We start from the raw sequence: 17,291 nt of genomic DNA on the forward strand, positions 1-17,291 counted from the left end.
CTGGCGGCCCGAAAGGGGAGGATCGGCGCCGCCTCGTCATAGATTGGGGTAGGCCGCCCGGCGGTCAAGGTTCGCCGTTGCGGCAAAGCGCCCGCGCGCGTTCGGCGGCGCAACCGGCGCGCAGAATTAGGCCAGGGAAGTCAGGCGAGGGGATTGGCGGCCGGTGCTGCGAAGACGAACCGCCGGCTCGACCAGTAGTTCCAGGCGAAGGTGACGGCGGTCGCCGCGATCTTGGCGGCCAGCGGCGGGACGGCGGGCACCAGCAGGCCGACCACCAGCGTGGACAGCCCCAGCCCGACGAGGTTGAAGGCCAGGAACAGCGGCAGGCGGCGGGCCATCGGCGCCGCCTCCCGGCGCATGCGGAAGGTCCAGCTGCGGTTGAGCAGGAAGCTGCACAGAACCCCGGCGCCATAACCGACGGCGTTGGCGGCCAGGACGGGGGCGCCGGCCAGAGATACCAGCGCCAGGAACAGCGCGAAATCCACCCCGGTGTTCAGCAGGCCGACCAGGGCGAAGCGGATGGCCGTCCAGGGAACGGCCCGCCCCCGGCCTTCCATGCCGCTCAACTGTTGGCCCCACTCTTGGCCTCGATGCGGGAGAAGGCTCCGGCGGCGGCGGCGATGCCGGTTCCCAGATGCACCACGACGGGGTCCGGCGCGGCCTGCACGCCGGCTTCGGCGGCCGCGGTCTGGGCCGCGACCTGGGCGGCCATGGCGTCCGGATGGCGGGCGATGCTCTCCACCACGAACAGCGGCCGCTGCTTCGTCTCCATGTAGAGCCGCCCCAGATACTCGCCCAGGACGCCCAGGATCAGCAGCTGCGTGCTGCCCAGCACCAGCGAGACGACCATCACGCTGGTCCAGCCGGGAACCGTCGCGTGCTGCGACCAGCTCACCAGCGCGTAGCCCAGCGCCAGCAGCGCGCACAGCGCGAAGAAGAAGCCGACGTAGGAGGCGGCGCGCAGCGGCTTGATGGAGAAGCTGGTGATGGCATCCACCGCGAAGCGGATCATCTTGCCCAGCGGGTACTTGGTCTCGCCGACGGCGCGGGCCTGCCGGTCGTAGGGCAGCGGCTCCTGCTTCAGCCCGATCCAGCTCACCATGCCGCGGATGAAGCGGTGCTGCTCCGGCATGGCGTTCAGCACCTCCAGGGCGCGGCGGCTCATCAGGCGGAAATCGCCGGTGTCCTTGGGGATCTCGATGTCGACCAGCCGGTCGAGCAGGCGGTAGAACAGCGCCGCCGTGCCCTTCTTGAACCACGTCTCGCCGTCGCGGGCCATGCGGGTGCCGTAGACCACGTCGGCCCCGGCGTCCATCCGCGCCATCATCGTGGACAGCAGCTCCGGCGGGTCCTGGAGGTCGGCGTCGATGATCAGGATGCGCTCGCCCCGGCAGACATGGAGGCCGGCGGTCAAGGCGAGCTGGTGGCCGTGGTTGCGCGACAGCCGCACCCCCGTCACCGCCGCGTCGCCGCGCACCAGGTCGGCGATGCGGCCCCAGGTGCCGTCCCGCGACCCGTCGTCCACCAGGATCAGCTCATAGCTCTCCCCGACCTCGGCGCGGCAGGCCGCGGACACCCGGCGGTGCAATTCGCCGATTCCCTCGGCCTCGTTGTAGCAGGGAACCACCACGGACAACCGCGGGGCCCCGGCAACGGCGTGCTGCATAAACCTTCTCCCGTCACCGCCTCCCGTCCGTGCCCCCGGCCCGATGGCCGTCCCGCGGATGGCTTTCACGGCGTGAAACCCAATGGAGGACCCCTTCGGGCGAGAGCGCAGACCTCGGGCGACACCGGCGCGGTACCGCCGGCATCCCGCTTCGCCAACGGGATCGGCGGCCCTTTTGCCCCGCCGGAATTCGGTACTAACCCGGTCATGCCGAAGCCGCGCCGGCCCGGCCGGAGGACGTCCCCGGAACGTCACAGGCCTATGGCATTTGCGACGATTGCCGGTGTGGACGGGGTGCCCCGAAAGGCGTGGTGCGGCGCGCAACGCGGGGGCTTTCCTGCGCCGGGAGGGTGCCGTTCCGCCAACCCGGATGGCGATGCCTTGCGGGGTGCCTCCGCCGGGTTGCCTATGACGGGCGACCACCTCCGGAACGGCACGTCCCTTGCGTGAAATCGGCGGACGGGAGGACCGGAGCAAAGCGGCATCCCCCCGTATGCCGGGAATGCGTCGCACGATGCGAATCCGTGTCGCGCCGCACAGGCAAAATGCAAAACGCGATCGCCAAAGAGTTGCGATGGCCGGGGGAATTGCGATGAACATGGTTTCCAGCGAACTGCTGCTCGGGCTGGCGCAGAACATCGGGCTCTTCGCGGTCGTGGCGGTTGTCTTCCTGCAGATCCGCAGCCGCGCCGCCGGCTGGCCGGCACCGGCGGCCAACGTCCTGCTGGGCCTGATGTTCGGCGCGGTGGCGGTGCTGGGCATGGCCGATCCGGTGCGGGTGGCGCCGGGCCTGTTCATCGACGCGCGCAACGTGATGGTCGGGCTGGCCGGTCCCTTCGGCGGGCCGCTGGCCGGGGCGGCGGCGGCGCTGGTGTCCGCTGCCTTCCGCTTCTGGATGGGCGGTCCTGGAGCGGTGGCGGGGGTCACCTCGCTGGTCGGGGCCGGGGTGATCGGCATGCTGGTCGGCGCGGCGGCGCGGCGGAGCGGGCGCTTCGGCAATCGGCACCTGACCGCGCTGGCGCTGCTGGTGACGGTGATGGCCCCCTTCAGCTTCCTGCTGCTGCCCCCCGATATGGCGCACCGGTTGATGGACACCGCGCTGGTGCCGTTGAGTCTCGGAAACTTCTTCGGAACGCTGGCGCTGGGCACGTTCCTGCGCAAGGAGCAGGAACGCTGCGATCTCCAGACCGCCCTCACCGAAAGCCAGCGCCGCTTCGCCGCGACGGTGGCCAACCTGCCGGGCGGCGTGTACCAGCGGGTGCTGACGGTGGACGGCCGGCTGCGCTTCCCCTATTGCAGCCCCGGCTTCTTCCAGGTGATGGGCCTGCCGCCGACGGCGCCGGTGACGCTGGAGGCGCTGAACCGCATCCTCCATCCCGAGGACCGCCCCCGCCTCTACGCCTCGATCCACGCCTCGGCCGAGACGCTGGAGCCCTGGAACCTCGAATACCGGATCGTCCGGTCGGACGGCGAGATCCGCTGGATCAGCGCCTCCAGCCGCGCCGTCCGGCGCGACTGCGGCGACATCGTGTGGGACGGCATCGTCACCGACGTCACCGAGGCCAAGCGCAACGAGCAGGCGCTGATCCAGGCCCGCCTGGAGGCCGAGGCGGCCAGCCGCGCCAAGGCCGAGTTCCTGGCGACGATGAGCCACGAGATGCGCACGCCGCTGAACGGCATCCTCGGCTTCGCCCGCCTGCTGCTGGACGAGGAGCTGACGTCCCGGCAGCGCCACCACGCCCGTCTGGTGCGCGACGCCGGCCGGTCGCTCCTGACGGTGATCGAGGACGTTCTGGACTTCTCCCGCATCGAGGCGGGGCGGCTGGTGTTGAACGACATCCCCTTCGCCATCCGCGACCTGATCGCCAACTGCGCGGCGGTGCTGCGTCTGGAGGCCGAGGCGAAGGGGCTGACTCTGCACGCCGCCGTCGCGCCGGACGTCCCGGAGTGGCTGAGCGGCGATCCCGACCGGCTGCGGCAGGTGGTCCTCAACCTTCTGGCCAACGCGGTGAAGTTCACCGAGCATGGCGGTGTCGGCCTGACCATCGTGAAGATCGCCGACACGCCCGCCGGGCCGCATCTGACGATCAACGTCACCGACACCGGGATCGGCATTCCCACCGACCGGCAGGGCCAGCTCTTCCAGCGCTTCAGCCAGATCGACCGGTCGCGCGGCGGCACCGGCCTGGGGCTCGCCATCAGCCGCCGGCTGGTGGAGATGATGGGCGGGACGGTCGGTGTGCAGAGCCAGGCGGGCGTCGGCTCGACCTTCTGGCTGTCACTGGTGCTGCGGGAATCCGACCCGCCGGCCCGCGGCCGTCCGCCCTGCGCGGCGGACCTTCTCGTCGTGCGCCGTCCGTTGCGCATCCTGCTGGCCGAGGATCTGGCGATGAACCGGGAACTGACCGTGGCCATGCTGCGCGGTGTCGGCCACCGCGTGGACACCGTCACCGACGGGCGGCAGGCGGTCCAGGCGGTGCAGCGCGGCGTCTACGATCTCGTGCTGATGGACGTGCACATGCCGGAGATGGACGGTCACGCCGCCACGCGGGCGATTCGCGCCCTGCCGCCGCCGGTCGGGGCCATTCCGATCCTGGCGATGAGCGCCAGCGCGCTGCCCGACGAGGTCCGCCGCTGCCAGGACGCCGGCATGAACGGCCACATCGCCAAGCCGGTGGACCGCAGGGCCATGCTCGTCGCCATCGACCGGGCGGTGGAAGGTCGGACGGCGGACGACCGGGCGGCGGACGACCGGGCGGTGGATGGGCAAATGGTGGACGGGCGAATGGTGGATGGGGAGGAGCCGGGCGGCCCGGCCGCCCTGTTCCAGGCCGCCTCCTGGCTTCCCGGGGGATCTGGCACGGGCATGTCTCCGCTGACCCTGGCGGAGCCGATTCCGCTGCGTCAGCCGCTCGACCTCGCGATGCTGCGCCAGCTGTGCGACGATCTGGGGGAGGATGTCTGCGTCCGTCTGGCCGTCGCCTTTCTCGATGAGCTTCCCGAGCGGATGAGCCTGCTGCGCGCGGCCGGCGAGCCCGGGGGCGATTGCGCCGGCGTGGCGGCGGACGCGCAGGCGCTGGTCGCGCCGGCGGCCAGCCTGGGGTTGGTTCGTCTGGCGTCGGCCTGCCGCGCGCTCGGCGCCGCCCTCCGCGCGGGCCGCCGGGATGAGGCGGCGGGGCTGATCGCCAGCGTTCTGGACGCCGCGGAGGAGGGCGCGGAAGCCCTGCGCGGCGTCCTGGCCGCCGACCGGGCCGGCGGCCTTTTCAAGTCTCTTGCGAAGGATATCGCCGGGACGCCATAATTCCCATGAGCGGCAATTTTCTCTCCTCCGGCGTGCGCCGGACTGGGCGGGCACCGGTGATGGACGACGCTTTCCTGACGGCGGAGGGGCCCGCCGCGGTCCCCCGCACGCGGCTGCGGACCCTGCTGACGACCATCGTCGGGGTGATCACCCTGTTCGGAGTCGGCCTGTGGGGGGCGGCCACCTGGGCCGACCGCGACGAGGCGGTGAGCCATGCCCGCGACCGGACCCTGAGCGCCGCCCGCCTGCTGCACGAGCATGTGCGCCGCACCGTCGCCACCAGCGATCTCGTGTTGCAGCGCGTGGACGACCGGCTTCGCACGCGGGAGATGGACACGGTCGCGCGCGACCTGCCGCTGTGGCAGGAGTTGCGCGCCATGGCCGACGCCATTCCGGAGGTCAGCGCCATCTGGATCCACGACGCCGCCGGAAGCGGGCTGCTGACCACCCGCCAGTTTCCGGCTCCGCCGATGAACAACACGGACCGCGCCTTCTTCCAGGCCCACCGGAACGGCGAGGCGTTCCACATCGGCGGGATGATCCGGGGCCGCCTGTCGGGCAAGCCGACCTTCACCATCAGCCGCCGCATCGGGACCGTGGAGAATTTCCAGGGTGTCGCCAACATCGCCGTGGACCTGGACTATTTCCGGTTCTTCTTCGAGGGGCTGAACATCGGCCGCGAAGGGGCGGTCGCCGTGTACCGCGAGGACGGCACCCTGCTGTTCAGCCTGTCCGGCCAGGAAAACGGCGGGTCGCCGGCGGCGGCGGCGGCCCCGGCATCCCCCGTGGCGTCGCCTGCGACTCCCTCCGCGGCACCCTCTGCGGCGCCGTCGAACTTCCCGCCGGTTCCCCCGCCGATGGACGAGGCGCCGCGGACCACCGGAGGCACGATCTTCAGCCGGTCCCCGGTGGACGGGTCGGACCGGATCGTCGCCAACCTGCGGGTCCAGGACCTGCCGCTGATCGTGCAGGTCGGCATGTCACAGGACGAGGCGCTGACGCCCTGGCGCGAGCGCACGATCCACGGCGGGCTGCTGGTCCTGCTGGCGGTGGCCGCCTGCGCCGCGCTGGCGGCGGCGGCGGCGCGCAGCCTGTCGCGCGAGGAGGTGGGCCGCCGCCGGCTGGCCGAGACGAACGCCGATCTGGACGCCACCGCCCGCAGCCTGGAGCAGGCCAACCGGGCCTTCGCCGGGGCCAACCGGCGGCTGAACCTGATTTTGCAGTCGGCGTCGGAGGGCATCTGCGGCGTCGACCGGGATGAGCGGATCACCTTCGCCAACCCCGCCGCCTGCGCGCTGACCGGCTACAGCAACGAGGAGATGCTGGGCCGCAGCCTGCATGTGCTGCTGCACCACACCCGCGCCGACGGCACGCCGGCGCCGACCATCGACTGCCCGGTCTTCGAGGTGCTGCGCACCGGCGAGGCGCGGGGCGGTTCGGAGGACATCTACTGGCGCAAGGATGGCACCAGCTTCCCGGTGGAGTTCGCGGCGTCGCCCATGCTGGAGGACGGCCGGGTCGAGGGCGCTGTCGTGGTCTTCCACGAGATCGCCGAGCGCAAGCGGGCCGAGGAGGCATTGCGCCAGGCCAAATCGGTGGCCGAGGCGGCGAGCCGCGCCAAGAGCGAGTTCCTGGCCAACATGAGCCACGAGATCCGCACGCCGATGAACGCCATCCTGGGTCTGGTCCATCTGATCCAGCAGACCGATCTGTCGTCGCGGCAGCGCGACTACGCCCAGAAGATCCGCGTCTCGGCGCAGTCGCTGCTCGGCATCCTGAACGACATCCTGGACTTCTCCAAGGTCGAGGCCGGCAAGCTGGAGCTGGAGCGGGTGGAGTTCCGTCTCGACGATCTGCTGCAGAACCTCGCGGTGATCGTCGGCGCGGCGGCCCAGGACAAGGACATCGAGGTTCTGTTCTCGGTCGGGCCGGAGGTTCCCCTCGACCTCATCGGCGACCCGCTGCGCCTGCAGCAGGTGCTCATCAACCTCGCCGGCAACGCCATCAAGTTCACCGACGCGGGCGAGGTGGTGGTGTCCGTCCGCGCCGTCGAGGTGGCGGAGGAGCGGACGGTCCTGGCCTTCTCCATCCGCGACACCGGCATCGGCATCGACGCCGAGCAGAAGGAGCGGTTGTTCCAGGCCTTCAGCCAGGCCGACAGCTCCACCACCCGGCGCTACGGCGGCACCGGCCTGGGGCTGGCCATCTGCACGCGCCTGGTCGCCCTGATGGGCGGGGTGATGGACGTGTCGAGCGAGCCGGGCCAGGGCAGCGATTTCCATTTCACCGCCGTCTTCGGGAATCCCGCCTTCGGGCTGGCCGGTTTGACCGGGACCGGACGGATGGGCGCCGGGCGGGCTGGGGAGCGGCCACTGCGCTCCCGGGTTGTGCCGCGCGGCCTGTCCGTGCTGGTGGTGGACGACAACCTCACCGCGCGCGAGGTGCTGGGCGAGCTGGTCACGTCCTTCGGCTGGAAGACCTCGCTCTGCGCGTCGGGGGCCGAGGCGATCGCGGAGCTGGAGCGCGCGACCGCCGCGGATCAGCCCTACGACATCGTGCTGATGGACTGGAAGATGCCGGGGATGGACGGGCTGGAGACCTCCCGCCGCATCCGCGACGACGGTCTGGTGAAGGCCCCGGTCATCATCGTGGTCTCCGCCTTCGGGCGCGAGCGGATGGGCGCCGGAGCGGGCGGCGAGGGGCTGGAGGGGCTGGCCCTCGGCGGCGCGCTGGTCAAGCCGGTCACCGCCTCCTCGCTGCTCGACGCGGTGATCGACGCCTATGGACGCGGCGCCGGGGGCGACGCCGTGGAGGAGACGCCGCTGCACGCCTGCACGGCGCATCCCGCCGGCTTCCTCCGGCCGCAGCAGCTGCGCCCCCTGTTCGGGCAGCGCCTGCTGCTGGTGGAGGACAACAGCATCAGCCAGGAGGTGGCCCGCGAGATCCTGGAGCGCGCCGGTGCCCGCGTCACCCTGGCCGGCAACGGCTACGAGGCCATCGCCTGCGTCGAGGAGGCGGACCCGCCCTTCGACCTTGTGCTGATGGACGTGCAGATGCCGGAGATGGACGGATTCGAGGCGACGCGCCGGCTGCGCGCCCGGCCCGCCGGGCAGGGGTTGCCGATCATCGCCATGACCGCCAGCGCCCTGCCGTCCGACCGTCAGCGTTGCCTGGACGGCGGCATGGACGACCACATCGCCAAACCGATCGACGTGGAGCAGCTGTTCTCCGTGGTGACGCGCTGGCTCGGCCAGCCGGCGGGAGGAGTGCCGGCGGGGGGCTTGGCGGCGGGTGCGCCGCTGCTGCCCAAGCCCATGCCGTCCGCGCCCCGTGCGGCGCTTCCCGCCGAACTGCCGGGCATCGACGTGAAGGACGCGCTGCATCGGCTCGACGGCGACGTCGGGCTGTTCCGCAAGTTCGTCACCGATTTCGCGCGGACCTACGACGGCGTGGCGGACGGCATCGCCGTCGCCCTGGCCGCGGGGGATCTGCCGCGGGCCAAGGCGCTGGGGCACGAGTTGAAGAGCCTTGCCGGCAACATCGGCGCCCGCACCCTGTCCGCCGCCGCGGACGCCGTGCAGGTCGCCGCCTTCCGCGGGGACGGCGCGGCGGCGGCGGCGCAACTGCCGGTCCTCCGCGCGGAGCTGGAGGCGGTGCTGGACTCCGCCGCCCGGCTGGCCGTCGCGCCGGGACGCGCCCAGGGCGGCGTTCCAGGCGGCGTCTCCGGGGAGCTTGGCGGCGGCGGGGCGCCGGCGGTGGACATCCAGACGCTGGAGCCCATGCTGGACCGGTTCGCGCGGCTGCTGCGCGACAGCAACTTCGCCGCCGCGGAGGAGTTCGCCGTCCTGGCGCCGCCGCTGGCCGACTGGATCGATCCGGTGTCGATGAAGGCGCTGTCGTCGGCGGTCGATGGCCTCGACTTTACAAAGGCTCAAGGAATCTTGCGCAGGATCATGCTGGAACTCGGCCTGTCCCTGCCGGCCGACTGACCCGCCCAGCACCGCACACCGCACACCGTCTCCCGGGACCCCGCTCTCCAGGAACCGATCATGACCGATGCACGCTCCAAGATCCTGGTGGTCGACGACATCCCCTCGAATGTGCATGTGCTGAGCCGCATCCTGAAGGATGAGCACGACATCTATTTCGCGACCGATGGGGCGAAGGCGCTGGAGCTGGTGCAGTCGCGGCTGCCCGATCTCGTGCTGCTGGACATCATGATGCCGGGGATGGACGGCTACGAGGTCTGTTCGCGGATCAAGGCCGATCCGATCACCCGCGACATCCCGGTCATCTTCATCTCGGCCAAGAGCGAGGTGGAGGACGAGACCTACGGGCTTGAGGTCGGCGCCATCGACTTCATCTCCAAGCCGATCAGCCCGCCCATCGTCAAGGCCCGCGTGCGCAACCATCTGCTGCTGAAGCGGCAGACCGATCTGCTGCGCACCCTGTCCTTCAACGACGGCCTGACCGGCATCGCCAACCGCCGCCGCTTCGACGAGGTGCTGCTGCGCGAATGGCGGCGCTGCGGGCGGGTGCAGCTTCCGCTGTCGCTGATCATGCTCGATGTCGACCAGTTCAAGCCCTACAACGACCATTACGGCCATCAGGCGGGCGACGAATGCCTGCGCGCGGTGGCCCGGCTCCTGGCCGAGCAGATGATGAGGCCGGGCGACCTGATCGCCCGCTACGGCGGCGAGGAGTTCGTCTGCCTGCTCCCCGAGACCGACGAGGACGGGGCGGTGCAGGTGGCCGAGCGCCTGCGCCAGACGGTGGCCGGGCAGCGCCTCCCCCACGCGGTGTCCTATGTCGCCGACCACATCACCATCAGCCTGGGCGTCGCCACCGCCCGGCCGCTGCTCGACGACACCCCCGACCGGCTGACCCAGCTCGCCGACGGCCTGCTCTACGAGGCCAAGCGGGCGGGCCGCAACCGTGTGTGCAGCGGCGGTGTGGAGGTTGCGGTATAAGGGGCTGACCTGAGGCATCACGGGTGCAGCCATGACCGCGGCCAGAGCCGGAGACCACACCGCGAACGGGGACCGGCCTTCCTTTGCAGCGACTCCATCTGCAGCGACTCCGGCCGACGTGCGCGGGCGCGGCTTCGCCAGCCGGGCCGCCCTGCCGGTCTTGGAGGACTGGATCGACGCCGCCGTCGCCCCGCTGCCGCCGCGCGCCGTGGCGCCCGCCGGACTCGCCGCGGCACTGGCGGAGGGGGTGGTGCTCGCCGCGCCGCTGACCGCGCCGGATGATTGGCCACCCGCCGACCGGGCCGCCCGCGACGGTGTGGCGATCGCTTCCAGCGACACGCTCGGCGCCGGTTCCTACAACCCGGTGCCGCTGCCGGACGCCGTCAGGGTTGCGGCGGGCGAGCCGATGCCGCCGGGAACCGACGCGGTCCTGCCCGTGGGGGCCCTGCAGGCGGACGGACCCTTCGTCGAGGCGCTGGACAGCGCCGCCCCGGGCGACGGGGTGGAGCGGCGGGGCGACGGCCTGCGCGGCGGGACCGTCCTGCTGACGGCCGGGCACCGGCTGCGCCCGCAGGACCTCGGGCTGCTCGCCGCGCTGGGGGTCGACACGCTGCTCGTCGGCGCCCGCCCGCGGGTGCGCGTCGTGCTGGCCGGCGGGCCGCGCTCCGGTCCGGAGACGCTGGGCGCCATGCTCACCGCCCTGGTGGGGCGCGACGGCGGCGTGGTGGAGCTGGTGGGGCCGCTGCCGGCGGACCGTGCCGCTCTGGCCGCCGCCTACGCGGCCCCCGGCGCCGACCTGCTGATCTCCGCCGGGCGCACCGGGGTCGGGGAGGACGACGTGGCCACGCTGGCGCTGGCCGAGGCGGGGACCTTGGCCCTGCACGGTGTGGCCCTGCGTCCGGGCGATTCGGCGGCGCTGGGGACGGCCGGCGGCGTGCCCGCCGTCCTGCTGCCCGGCGAGCCGATGGCCTGTCTGGCGGCCTACGAGCTGCTGGCCGGACGGGCGGTGCGCCGGCTCGCCGGGCGGGCCCCGGCCCTGCCGCACCCGGCGCTTCCCGCCGTGACGGTGCGCAAGCTGGTGTCGGAGATCGGCTGCACCGAACTGTACCGCGTGCGCCGGACGGCGGACGGGCTGGTCGAGCCCGTCGCCTCCCCGCACCGTCCTGGTCTGGCCGGGGCGGTGCTGGCCGACGGCTTCGTGCTGATCCCGGCAGACAGCGAGGGCGTCCCCGCCGGGGCGACCGTGACCCTGCGCTGTTTTGACGGTACAAGTCTCTGAACAGAATCAAGCGAGGGGGGAAAGGGCGTGTCCAACCAGGACATCCGGCGGTTTGTCGCCCAGGCGGCCCGGCAGGAGCAGTTTCTCGAGGTGGTGAGCCGCGACGAGGCGGAAGCGCGGTTCCGCCGCCATCTCGACCTAACGCCCAAGGGGGCGGAGACGGTGCCGCTCGGCGCCGCGCTGGGCCGCGTGCTGGCCGCCGACGTGGTGGCGGCGGTCGATGTGCCCGGTTTCGACCGCTCCTCGGTGGACGGCTTCGCGGTGCGCGCTGCCGACACGCTGGGGGCGGGCGAGGACACGCCGGTCGTGCTGCGCTTGAACGACGAGGTGCTGTCGGCCGGACGCGTCCCCTCCGTGACCGTCGCCCCCGGAACGGCGACGGTGCTCGCCACCGGCGGCATGCTGCCGCGCGGCGCCGACGCCGTGGTTATGGTGGAGCACACCGAATCGCACGAGGAGGGCGGAGCCCTCCTGGTGGCGATCCGCAAGCCGGTGGTTCCCGGCGCCTTCGTCGCCGCCGCCGGGTCGGACATCGGGCGCGGCGAGACGGTGATGCGCCGCGGGCAGGTGCTGACCTCCCGCGAGATCGGCGTGCTGGCGGCCATCGGACGGGCCGAGGTGTCGGTGGTCCGCCGCCCCCGCGTGGCGATCCTGTCCACCGGCGACGAGATCGTCGCCCCGGGCGAACCGATCCGGCCCGGCGCCGTCTATGATTCGAACGCCGCCGTTCTCGCCGCCGCGGTGGAGGAGCTGGGCGGGGAGGCGGTCCGGCTGGGCATCGCCCGCGACGACGAGGCGGAACTGGCGCCGCTGGTCGAACAGGGGCTGGCCTGCGACGCGCTGCTGCTGTCGGGCGGCACGTCGAAGGGGGCGGGCGACCTGTCCCACCGCATCATCAGCCGCCTGACCGATCCCGGAATCGTTGCGCACGGCGTCGCGCTGAAGCCCGGCAAACCTTTGTGCCTGGCCGTAACGAAGGGCAAGCCGGTGGTGGTCCTGCCCGGCTTCCCGACCTCCGCCATGTTCACCTTCCACGAGTTCGTCGCCCCGGTGCTGCGCGCGCTGGCCGGCCTGCCGCCCGCGGCGAAGGAAAGCGTGGACGCGACGCTGCCGATGCGGCTGGGATCGGAACGCGGCCGGACCGAATATGTGATGGTCTCGCTGGTGCGCGGGGCGGACGGCGGGCTGGCGGCCTATCCGCTGTCCAAGGGCTCGGGCGCGGTGACCGCCTTCAGCGCGGCGGACGGCTTCATCGCCGTCGACCCCCAGGCCGAGGCGGTGGAGGCCGGCACCCCGGTGTCGGTCCAGCGCATCGGCCGCGACACCCGGCCCGCCGACCTGATCGTGATCGGCAGCCATTGCGTGGGGCTGGATGCAATCACCGGCCGGCTGGTCGGCGAGGGGCTGACGGTCAAGGCGCTGAACGTCGGCTCGATGGGCGGCCTCGCCGCCGCCCGGCGCGGCGAGTGCGACGTGGCGGCCATCCACCTGATGGACCCCAAGAGCGGGGAGTACAACCGCCCCTTCCTGACCCCGGCGCTCGGCCTGGTGACCGGCTACCGCCGCCTCCAGGGCATCGTCTTCCGCAAGGGCGATGATCGTTTCGAAGGCAAAACGGCCGAGGAGGCCGGTCTGGCGGCGGCGCAGGACCCGGATTGCATCCTGGTCAACCGCAACGCGGGCAGCGGCACCCGCATCCTGACCGACCGGCTGCTCGGCTCGGCGCGTCCCACCGGCTACTGGTCGCAGGCCAAGTCGCACAACGCCGTGGCGGTGGCGGTGGCCCAGGGGCGTGCCGACTGGGGTGTGGCCATCGACAGCGTCGCCACCCTCTACGGGCTGGGCTTCCTGCCCCTGCAGGCGGAGCATTACGACTTCGTGATTCCCAACGACCGCCGGGAGCGGCCGGCGGTCCGGCGCTTCCTGTCGGCGCTGGCCGATCCGGCGGTGCGGGAGAGGCTGACGGCGCTCGGCTTCACCGTTCCGGAAGCGGAATGAACTCCGTCTCGCCGGGAACGGCGTCGAAGCGCCCGGCCTGCCATTCGGCCTTGGCCTGTTCGATGCGGTCCTGGCGGCTGGACACGAAGTTCCACCAGATGTGGCGCGGACCGTCCATCACGGCGCCGCCCAGCAGGATCAGGCGGGCGGCGGTCTCGGCCTCCACGGTGATGGCGTCGCCGGGGCGCAGCACCAGCAGCCGCCCGGACTCGAAGCGGTCGCCATGGATCGTGACGGTGCCGTCGGCGATGTAGAGCGCCCTCTCCTCCGTCTCGCGGTCGATGGGCAGGCGGGCGCCGGCGTCCAGCGAGGCATCGACGTACAGCGTGTCCCACAGCGCGTTCATGGGCGAACGTACACCGTACGCCTCGCCCGCGACGACGCGCAGCCGCTTGCCCTCGCCCTCGACCACCGGCAGCTCGTCGGCGCCGAGATGGACGAAGGCGGGGTCGGTCTCTTCATGGGTCTTGGGCAGGGCGACCCAGGACTGGATGCCCGACAGCATCCGGTCGCGCCCGCGCTCGTCGGTGGCGGAGCGTTCGGAATGGGCGATGCCGCGCCCGGCGGTCATCCAGTTCACCGCCCCCGGCCGGATCGGCAGGACGGTGCCCAGGCTGTCGCGGTGCAGGATCTCGCCCTCGAACAGGTAGGTGACGGTGGCCAGCCCGATGTGCGGGTGGGGGCGGACGTCGATGCCCGCCCCGGCCTTGAGGATCGCCGGCCCCATCTGGTCGAGGAAGACGAAGGGCCCGACCATCCGCTTGCGGACGGAGGGCAGGGCGCGCCGCACCTCGAAGCCGCCGATGTCGCTGGTGCGCGGAACGACCACCGTTTCCAGCCAGCCGTCCGGAGACTCGGTCGATGTTGGGGCCGTCGTCATGCTGTCCTCCCGTTCCCGAAGCCTGTTCCCAATGGTGGGTGCCACCAACAGGTGGGGAGAGGCGCCGCGAATGGGAGGGGGAAAGCGTCAGTGCCTGGGGGTGCCGCAGCCGCCGCTTCCGCAGCCGCAGCCGCCGGCCGGGGCGGTGACGTGGATGGCGCCGCGCGCGGCGGCCAGCAGCACGTCCAGCGGAATGCCGGTGGCCTTGGCGAGGTCGCCCAGGCTGGCGCTGTCGGGCACGCCGACGCCGGGGTTGAAGACCGGGTGGATCTGCGCCAGCCGCCCCACGGCGTCCGGATCGACGGCGTTCAGCGCGCCCAGGGTGGTCTCGCCGGTCAGGGTGTTGGCGATCAGGATGTCGGCCATGGCGTGTCCGAAGCGGGAGGGAAGGGGAATCGGCGGAAGCCGACGGTGCCGCCCGACCAAAGAGCGTTCCTTGACGCCTGTCAAGACGATGACGGCGGCCGGGACGGCAAGACGCGGAGGGCTGAAACGCCAAAGGGCCCGCGCGGTGTCGCGCAGGCCCTTCGGGTGTTTGGTGGAGCCAAGGAGGATCGAACTCCTGACCTCTACAATGCCATTGTAGCGCTCTCCCAGCTGAGCTATGGCCCCGAAACTCTGGGCGGCGAGCCTTGCGGCCTGCCTCGGTGGAGCGGGATATTGGTCAGGACGGGGGGTTGATGCAAGAGAAAAATTCAGCCCCGCCCCGCTTTTTTCCGCTCACCCGCCCCCGTCTTCCAAGGGGGAGCGCGATCAGCGCTCCTCCTCGTCCTCGCCTTCGACGTCGACGACCTCGTCCATGTCGTCCTCGCCCAGCTCCGAGGTGTCCTCGATCAGGACATCGTCCTCGTCCTCGGGCGTCTCGTCGGTTTCCTCGATGTCGTCGACGGTCACCTCGTCCTCGGTCTCGTCGAGTTCGGTCGACTCCTCGTCGTTCTCGGTCTCGGTGTCCTCATCGTCCGAGGAGACCACCGGGGCCTTCTTGACATCGTCAACCGGCGCCGGGCGCGCCTTGCGGGACTTCAGCAACGCCTCGGGATCGAACTGCGCTCCGCAGCTCGGGCACACCGGCGGGTCCTTGCGCAGATCGTAATAGCGCGCGCCACAGCTCGGGCAGATGCGCTTGACGCCCCATTCGGGTTTGGCCACGCCTCGTCCTCCGTCACGTTCCTAGGGAATGCCCAATTCGGGAATTGCAAGCCGCGCCCTTTGCCACGCCAGCGGGCGCTTGTCAAAAAAAAGTTCGCGGAATGCCACCGGCAAACTGGCGGGGCCGGCGGCCGGTGCCAAACTTCACCCTGCGGTGGTCCGCCGGGCCGCCGTCAAGGATACCATGAGAATGGGGGAGGAACCGATGCCGATCCTGCTGTCCCGCCGCTGGCGGGCGCTGCTGTCCGCCGGCCTGCTGGCGGCGCTGCCGCTGGAGGCCGTGGCCCAGACACCGTCCTCGACACCGTCCTCGGCGGCGCCTTCCGCCGCCGGCGACGTGGCGCCGGAGCGCGCGACCGGGCGCGGCAGCCGCGGCGTCGACACCGCCACGCGCCACATGGTGGCCGCCGCGAATCCGCTGGCGGCGGAGGCCGGGCGGGAGATCCTGCGGGCGGGGGGCAGCGCGGTGGACGCGGCCATCGCCGTGCAACTCGTCCTCAATCTGGTGGAGCCGCAAAGCTCCGGAGTCGGGGGCGGCGCTTTCCTGGTCCATTACGATGCCGCAACGAAGGCGGTGACCTCCCTCGACGGGCGCGAGACGGCGCCGGCCGCCGCGACTCCGGAGCGTTTCCTGGGGGCGGACGGCAAGCCGATGCCCTTCTACGACGCGGTGGTCGGCGGCCGGTCGGTCGGGGTGCCGGGCACGGTGATGCTGCTGGAGCAGGCCCACCGCAAACACGGCAAACTGCCATGGCCCCGCCTGTTCGAGCGCGCCATCGCGCTGGCCGAGGACGGCTTCACGGTCAGCCCGCGGCTGAACGGCCAACTGGCGATGGAGAATCACCTGCCCGCCAACCCCACGGCGCGCGCCTATTTCTACCAGCCGGACGGCACGCCCTGGCCGGTCGGCCATGTGCTGAGGAATCCGGAGTTCGCGGCGACCCTGCGCGCCATCGCCGACAAGGGCTCCGCCGCCTTCTACGAGGGTCCGATCGCCGCCGACCTCGTCAAGGCGGTGACCGGCCACTCCACCAACCCCGGCGACATGACCGAGGCCGACCTGAAGGCCTACCGGGTGAAGGAGCGTGAACCGGTCTGCGGTTCCTACCGTGTCTACACCCTGTGCGGCATGGGGCCGCCCAGCTCCGGCGGGGTCGCGGTCCTGCAGATGCTGGCCGTCCTGGAAGGGCGCGACATGGCCGCCACCCACAACGATCCGGCTCTGGCCGCCCATTGGCTGTCGGAGGCCGGGCGACTCGCCTTCGCCGACCGCGGTCTCTATCTGGCCGACCCCGATTTCGTGGCGGTGCCGGTGAAGGGGCTGCTCGACCGCGGCTATCTGGCGGGCCGCGCCGCCCTGGTCGGCGAGCGGTCGATGGGCAAGGCCCAGCCGGGCGAGCCGCCCTTCCGGGAAGGCCGCGCCTGGGGCTTCGCGGAGGCCGAGGAGCATGGCACCAGCCACATCTCCGTGGTCGACGGGGCCGGCAACGCCGTCGCCATGACCACCACCATCGAGGACGGCTTCGGCTCCCGCCTGATGGTGCGCGGCTTCCTGCTGAACAACGAGCTGACCGACTTCGCCTTCACCCCGACGGACGACGGCAAGCCGGTCGCCAACCGGGTCGAGCCGGGCAAGCGGCCGCGCAGCTCGATGGCGCCGACCCTGGTCTTCCGCGACGGTGCCCTGGTGGCCTCGGTGGGGTCGCCGGGCGGCAGCAACATCATCAATTACGTGGGCAAGACGCTGATCGCGCTGCTGGACTGGGGCCTCGACCCGCAGGCGGCGGTGGACGCCCCCAATGTCGGCAGCCGCAACGGCCCGACCGAGCTGGAGCAGGGCACCGAGGCGGAGGGCTGGATCGCGGCGCTGGAGGCGCGGGGGCACACCGTCAAGGCGATGGAGCTGACCTCCGGCACCCAGGCGATCGTCGTGACCGGCCAAGGGCTGTCCGGCGGCGCCGACACCCGGCGCGAGGGGGTGGCGGTCGGCGACTGATCGCGGGAGCCGCGCATCGCTCGCATCGCCCTTCCCGCTGTGCTAGGTACTC

Annotated in this window: 11 protein-coding genes and 1 tRNA gene; 6 read left to right on the top strand and 6 right to left on the bottom strand. The window is 71.9% G+C overall.

Features of this window, described 5'->3' with window-relative positions; genetic code table 11:
• Positions 1–140 precede the first annotated feature (140 nt).
• Both FBZ83_RS04455 and FBZ83_RS04460 read right to left on the bottom strand, forming a co-directional pair.
• Positions 141–557, bottom strand: coding sequence for a GtrA family protein (locus tag FBZ83_RS04455; RefSeq protein WP_247888175.1), 417 nt, complete (start codon positions 555–557; stop codon positions 141–143).
• A gap of 5 nt (positions 558–562) precedes the next feature.
• Entirely contained in the window at positions 563–1,666 is a 1,104-nt protein-coding gene (locus FBZ83_RS04460) for a glycosyltransferase family 2 protein (RefSeq protein ID WP_145681275.1), read from the bottom strand.
• A 592-nt stretch (positions 1,667–2,258) separates the two neighbouring features.
• On the opposite strand from FBZ83_RS04460, the gene FBZ83_RS04465 reads away from it, so the two are divergent.
• The 5 genes from FBZ83_RS04465 (at position 2,259) to FBZ83_RS04485 (ending at position 13,214) form a co-directional block, all read left to right on the top strand.
• Positions 2,259–4,967 (top strand): ATP-binding protein, encoded by a 2,709-nt coding sequence (locus FBZ83_RS04465; protein ID WP_186465975.1) that lies wholly within the window; start codon positions 2,259–2,261, stop codon positions 4,965–4,967.
• Between the two features lie 5 nt (positions 4,968–4,972).
• On the top strand, positions 4,973–8,956 hold the full coding sequence (locus FBZ83_RS04470) for a response regulator (protein ID WP_247888142.1): 3,984 nt from the start codon (positions 4,973–4,975) through the stop codon (positions 8,954–8,956).
• A 60-nt stretch (positions 8,957–9,016) separates the two neighbouring features.
• Positions 9,017–9,937 carry a diguanylate cyclase gene (locus FBZ83_RS04475; RefSeq protein WP_145681277.1) on the top strand — a complete coding sequence of 307 codons (921 nt, stop codon included), beginning with the start codon at positions 9,017–9,019 and terminating at the stop codon, positions 9,935–9,937.
• Positions 9,938–10,055: 118 nt separating this feature from the next.
• A complete protein-coding gene (locus FBZ83_RS04480; protein ID WP_247888143.1) occupies positions 10,056–11,216 on the top strand; it encodes a molybdopterin-binding protein in 1,161 nt (386 codons plus the stop codon).
• Between the two features lie 27 nt (positions 11,217–11,243).
• The gene (locus tag FBZ83_RS04485) at positions 11,244–13,214 is read left to right on the top strand and encodes a molybdopterin biosynthesis protein (RefSeq protein ID WP_145681279.1); all 1,971 of its coding nucleotides are present in this window, start codon (positions 11,244–11,246) and stop codon (positions 13,212–13,214) included.
• Here FBZ83_RS04485 and FBZ83_RS04490 read toward each other — a convergent pair.
• The 4 genes from FBZ83_RS04490 to FBZ83_RS04505 all read right to left on the bottom strand — a co-directional run bounded on the left by FBZ83_RS04490 (position 13,192) and on the right by FBZ83_RS04505 (position 15,243).
• Positions 13,192–14,094: a pirin family protein gene (locus FBZ83_RS04490; RefSeq protein WP_145681280.1), complete on the bottom strand. Its 903-nt coding sequence runs from the start codon at positions 14,092–14,094 to the stop codon at positions 13,192–13,194. The genes FBZ83_RS04485 and FBZ83_RS04490 overlap by 23 nt on opposite strands.
• 87 nt (positions 14,095–14,181) lie before the next feature.
• Complete coding sequence (locus FBZ83_RS04495) at positions 14,182–14,460, bottom strand: hypothetical protein (RefSeq protein ID WP_145681281.1); 279 nt, start codon at positions 14,458–14,460, stop codon at positions 14,182–14,184.
• 170 nt (positions 14,461–14,630) lie between these two features.
• Positions 14,631–14,706 (bottom strand) — tRNA-Ala (locus FBZ83_RS04500).
• A gap of 141 nt (positions 14,707–14,847) precedes the next feature.
• A complete protein-coding gene (locus FBZ83_RS04505; protein ID WP_145681282.1) occupies positions 14,848–15,243 on the bottom strand; it encodes a TIGR02300 family protein in 396 nt (131 codons plus the stop codon).
• A gap of 205 nt (positions 15,244–15,448) precedes the next feature.
• Here FBZ83_RS04505 and ggt point away from each other — a divergent pair, with 205 nt between their 5' ends.
• Complete coding sequence (gene ggt, locus FBZ83_RS04510; RefSeq protein ID WP_145681655.1) at positions 15,449–17,239, top strand: gamma-glutamyltransferase; 1,791 nt, start codon at positions 15,449–15,451, stop codon at positions 17,237–17,239.
• Positions 17,240–17,291: the final 52 nt, after the last annotated feature.

The organism is Azospirillum brasilense (genome assembly GCF_007827815.1).
Classification (GTDB): domain Bacteria; phylum Pseudomonadota; class Alphaproteobacteria; order Azospirillales; family Azospirillaceae; genus Azospirillum; species Azospirillum brasilense_C.

What these genes read in the sequence shown, in the direction of transcription:
- FBZ83_RS04455 (WP_247888175.1), bottom strand. Translation starts at nt 557, where the DNA reads ATGGAAGGCCGGGGGCGGGCCGTTCCCTGGACGGCCATCCGCTTCGCC.
- FBZ83_RS04460 (WP_145681275.1), bottom strand. Translation starts at nt 1,666, where the DNA reads ATGCAGCACGCCGTTGCCGGGGCCCCGCGGTTGTCCGTGGTGGTTCCC.
- FBZ83_RS04465 (WP_186465975.1), top strand. Translation starts at nt 2,259, where the DNA reads ATGAACATGGTTTCCAGCGAACTGCTGCTCGGGCTGGCGCAGAACATC.
- FBZ83_RS04470 (WP_247888142.1), top strand. Translation starts at nt 4,973, where the DNA reads ATGAGCGGCAATTTTCTCTCCTCCGGCGTGCGCCGGACTGGGCGGGCA.
- FBZ83_RS04475 (WP_145681277.1), top strand. Translation starts at nt 9,017, where the DNA reads ATGACCGATGCACGCTCCAAGATCCTGGTGGTCGACGACATCCCCTCG.
- FBZ83_RS04490 (WP_145681280.1), bottom strand. Translation starts at nt 14,094, where the DNA reads ATGACGACGGCCCCAACATCGACCGAGTCTCCGGACGGCTGGCTGGAA.
- FBZ83_RS04495 (WP_145681281.1), bottom strand. Translation starts at nt 14,460, where the DNA reads ATGGCCGACATCCTGATCGCCAACACCCTGACCGGCGAGACCACCCTG.
- ggt (WP_145681655.1), top strand. Translation starts at nt 15,449, where the DNA reads ATGCCGATCCTGCTGTCCCGCCGCTGGCGGGCGCTGCTGTCCGCCGGC.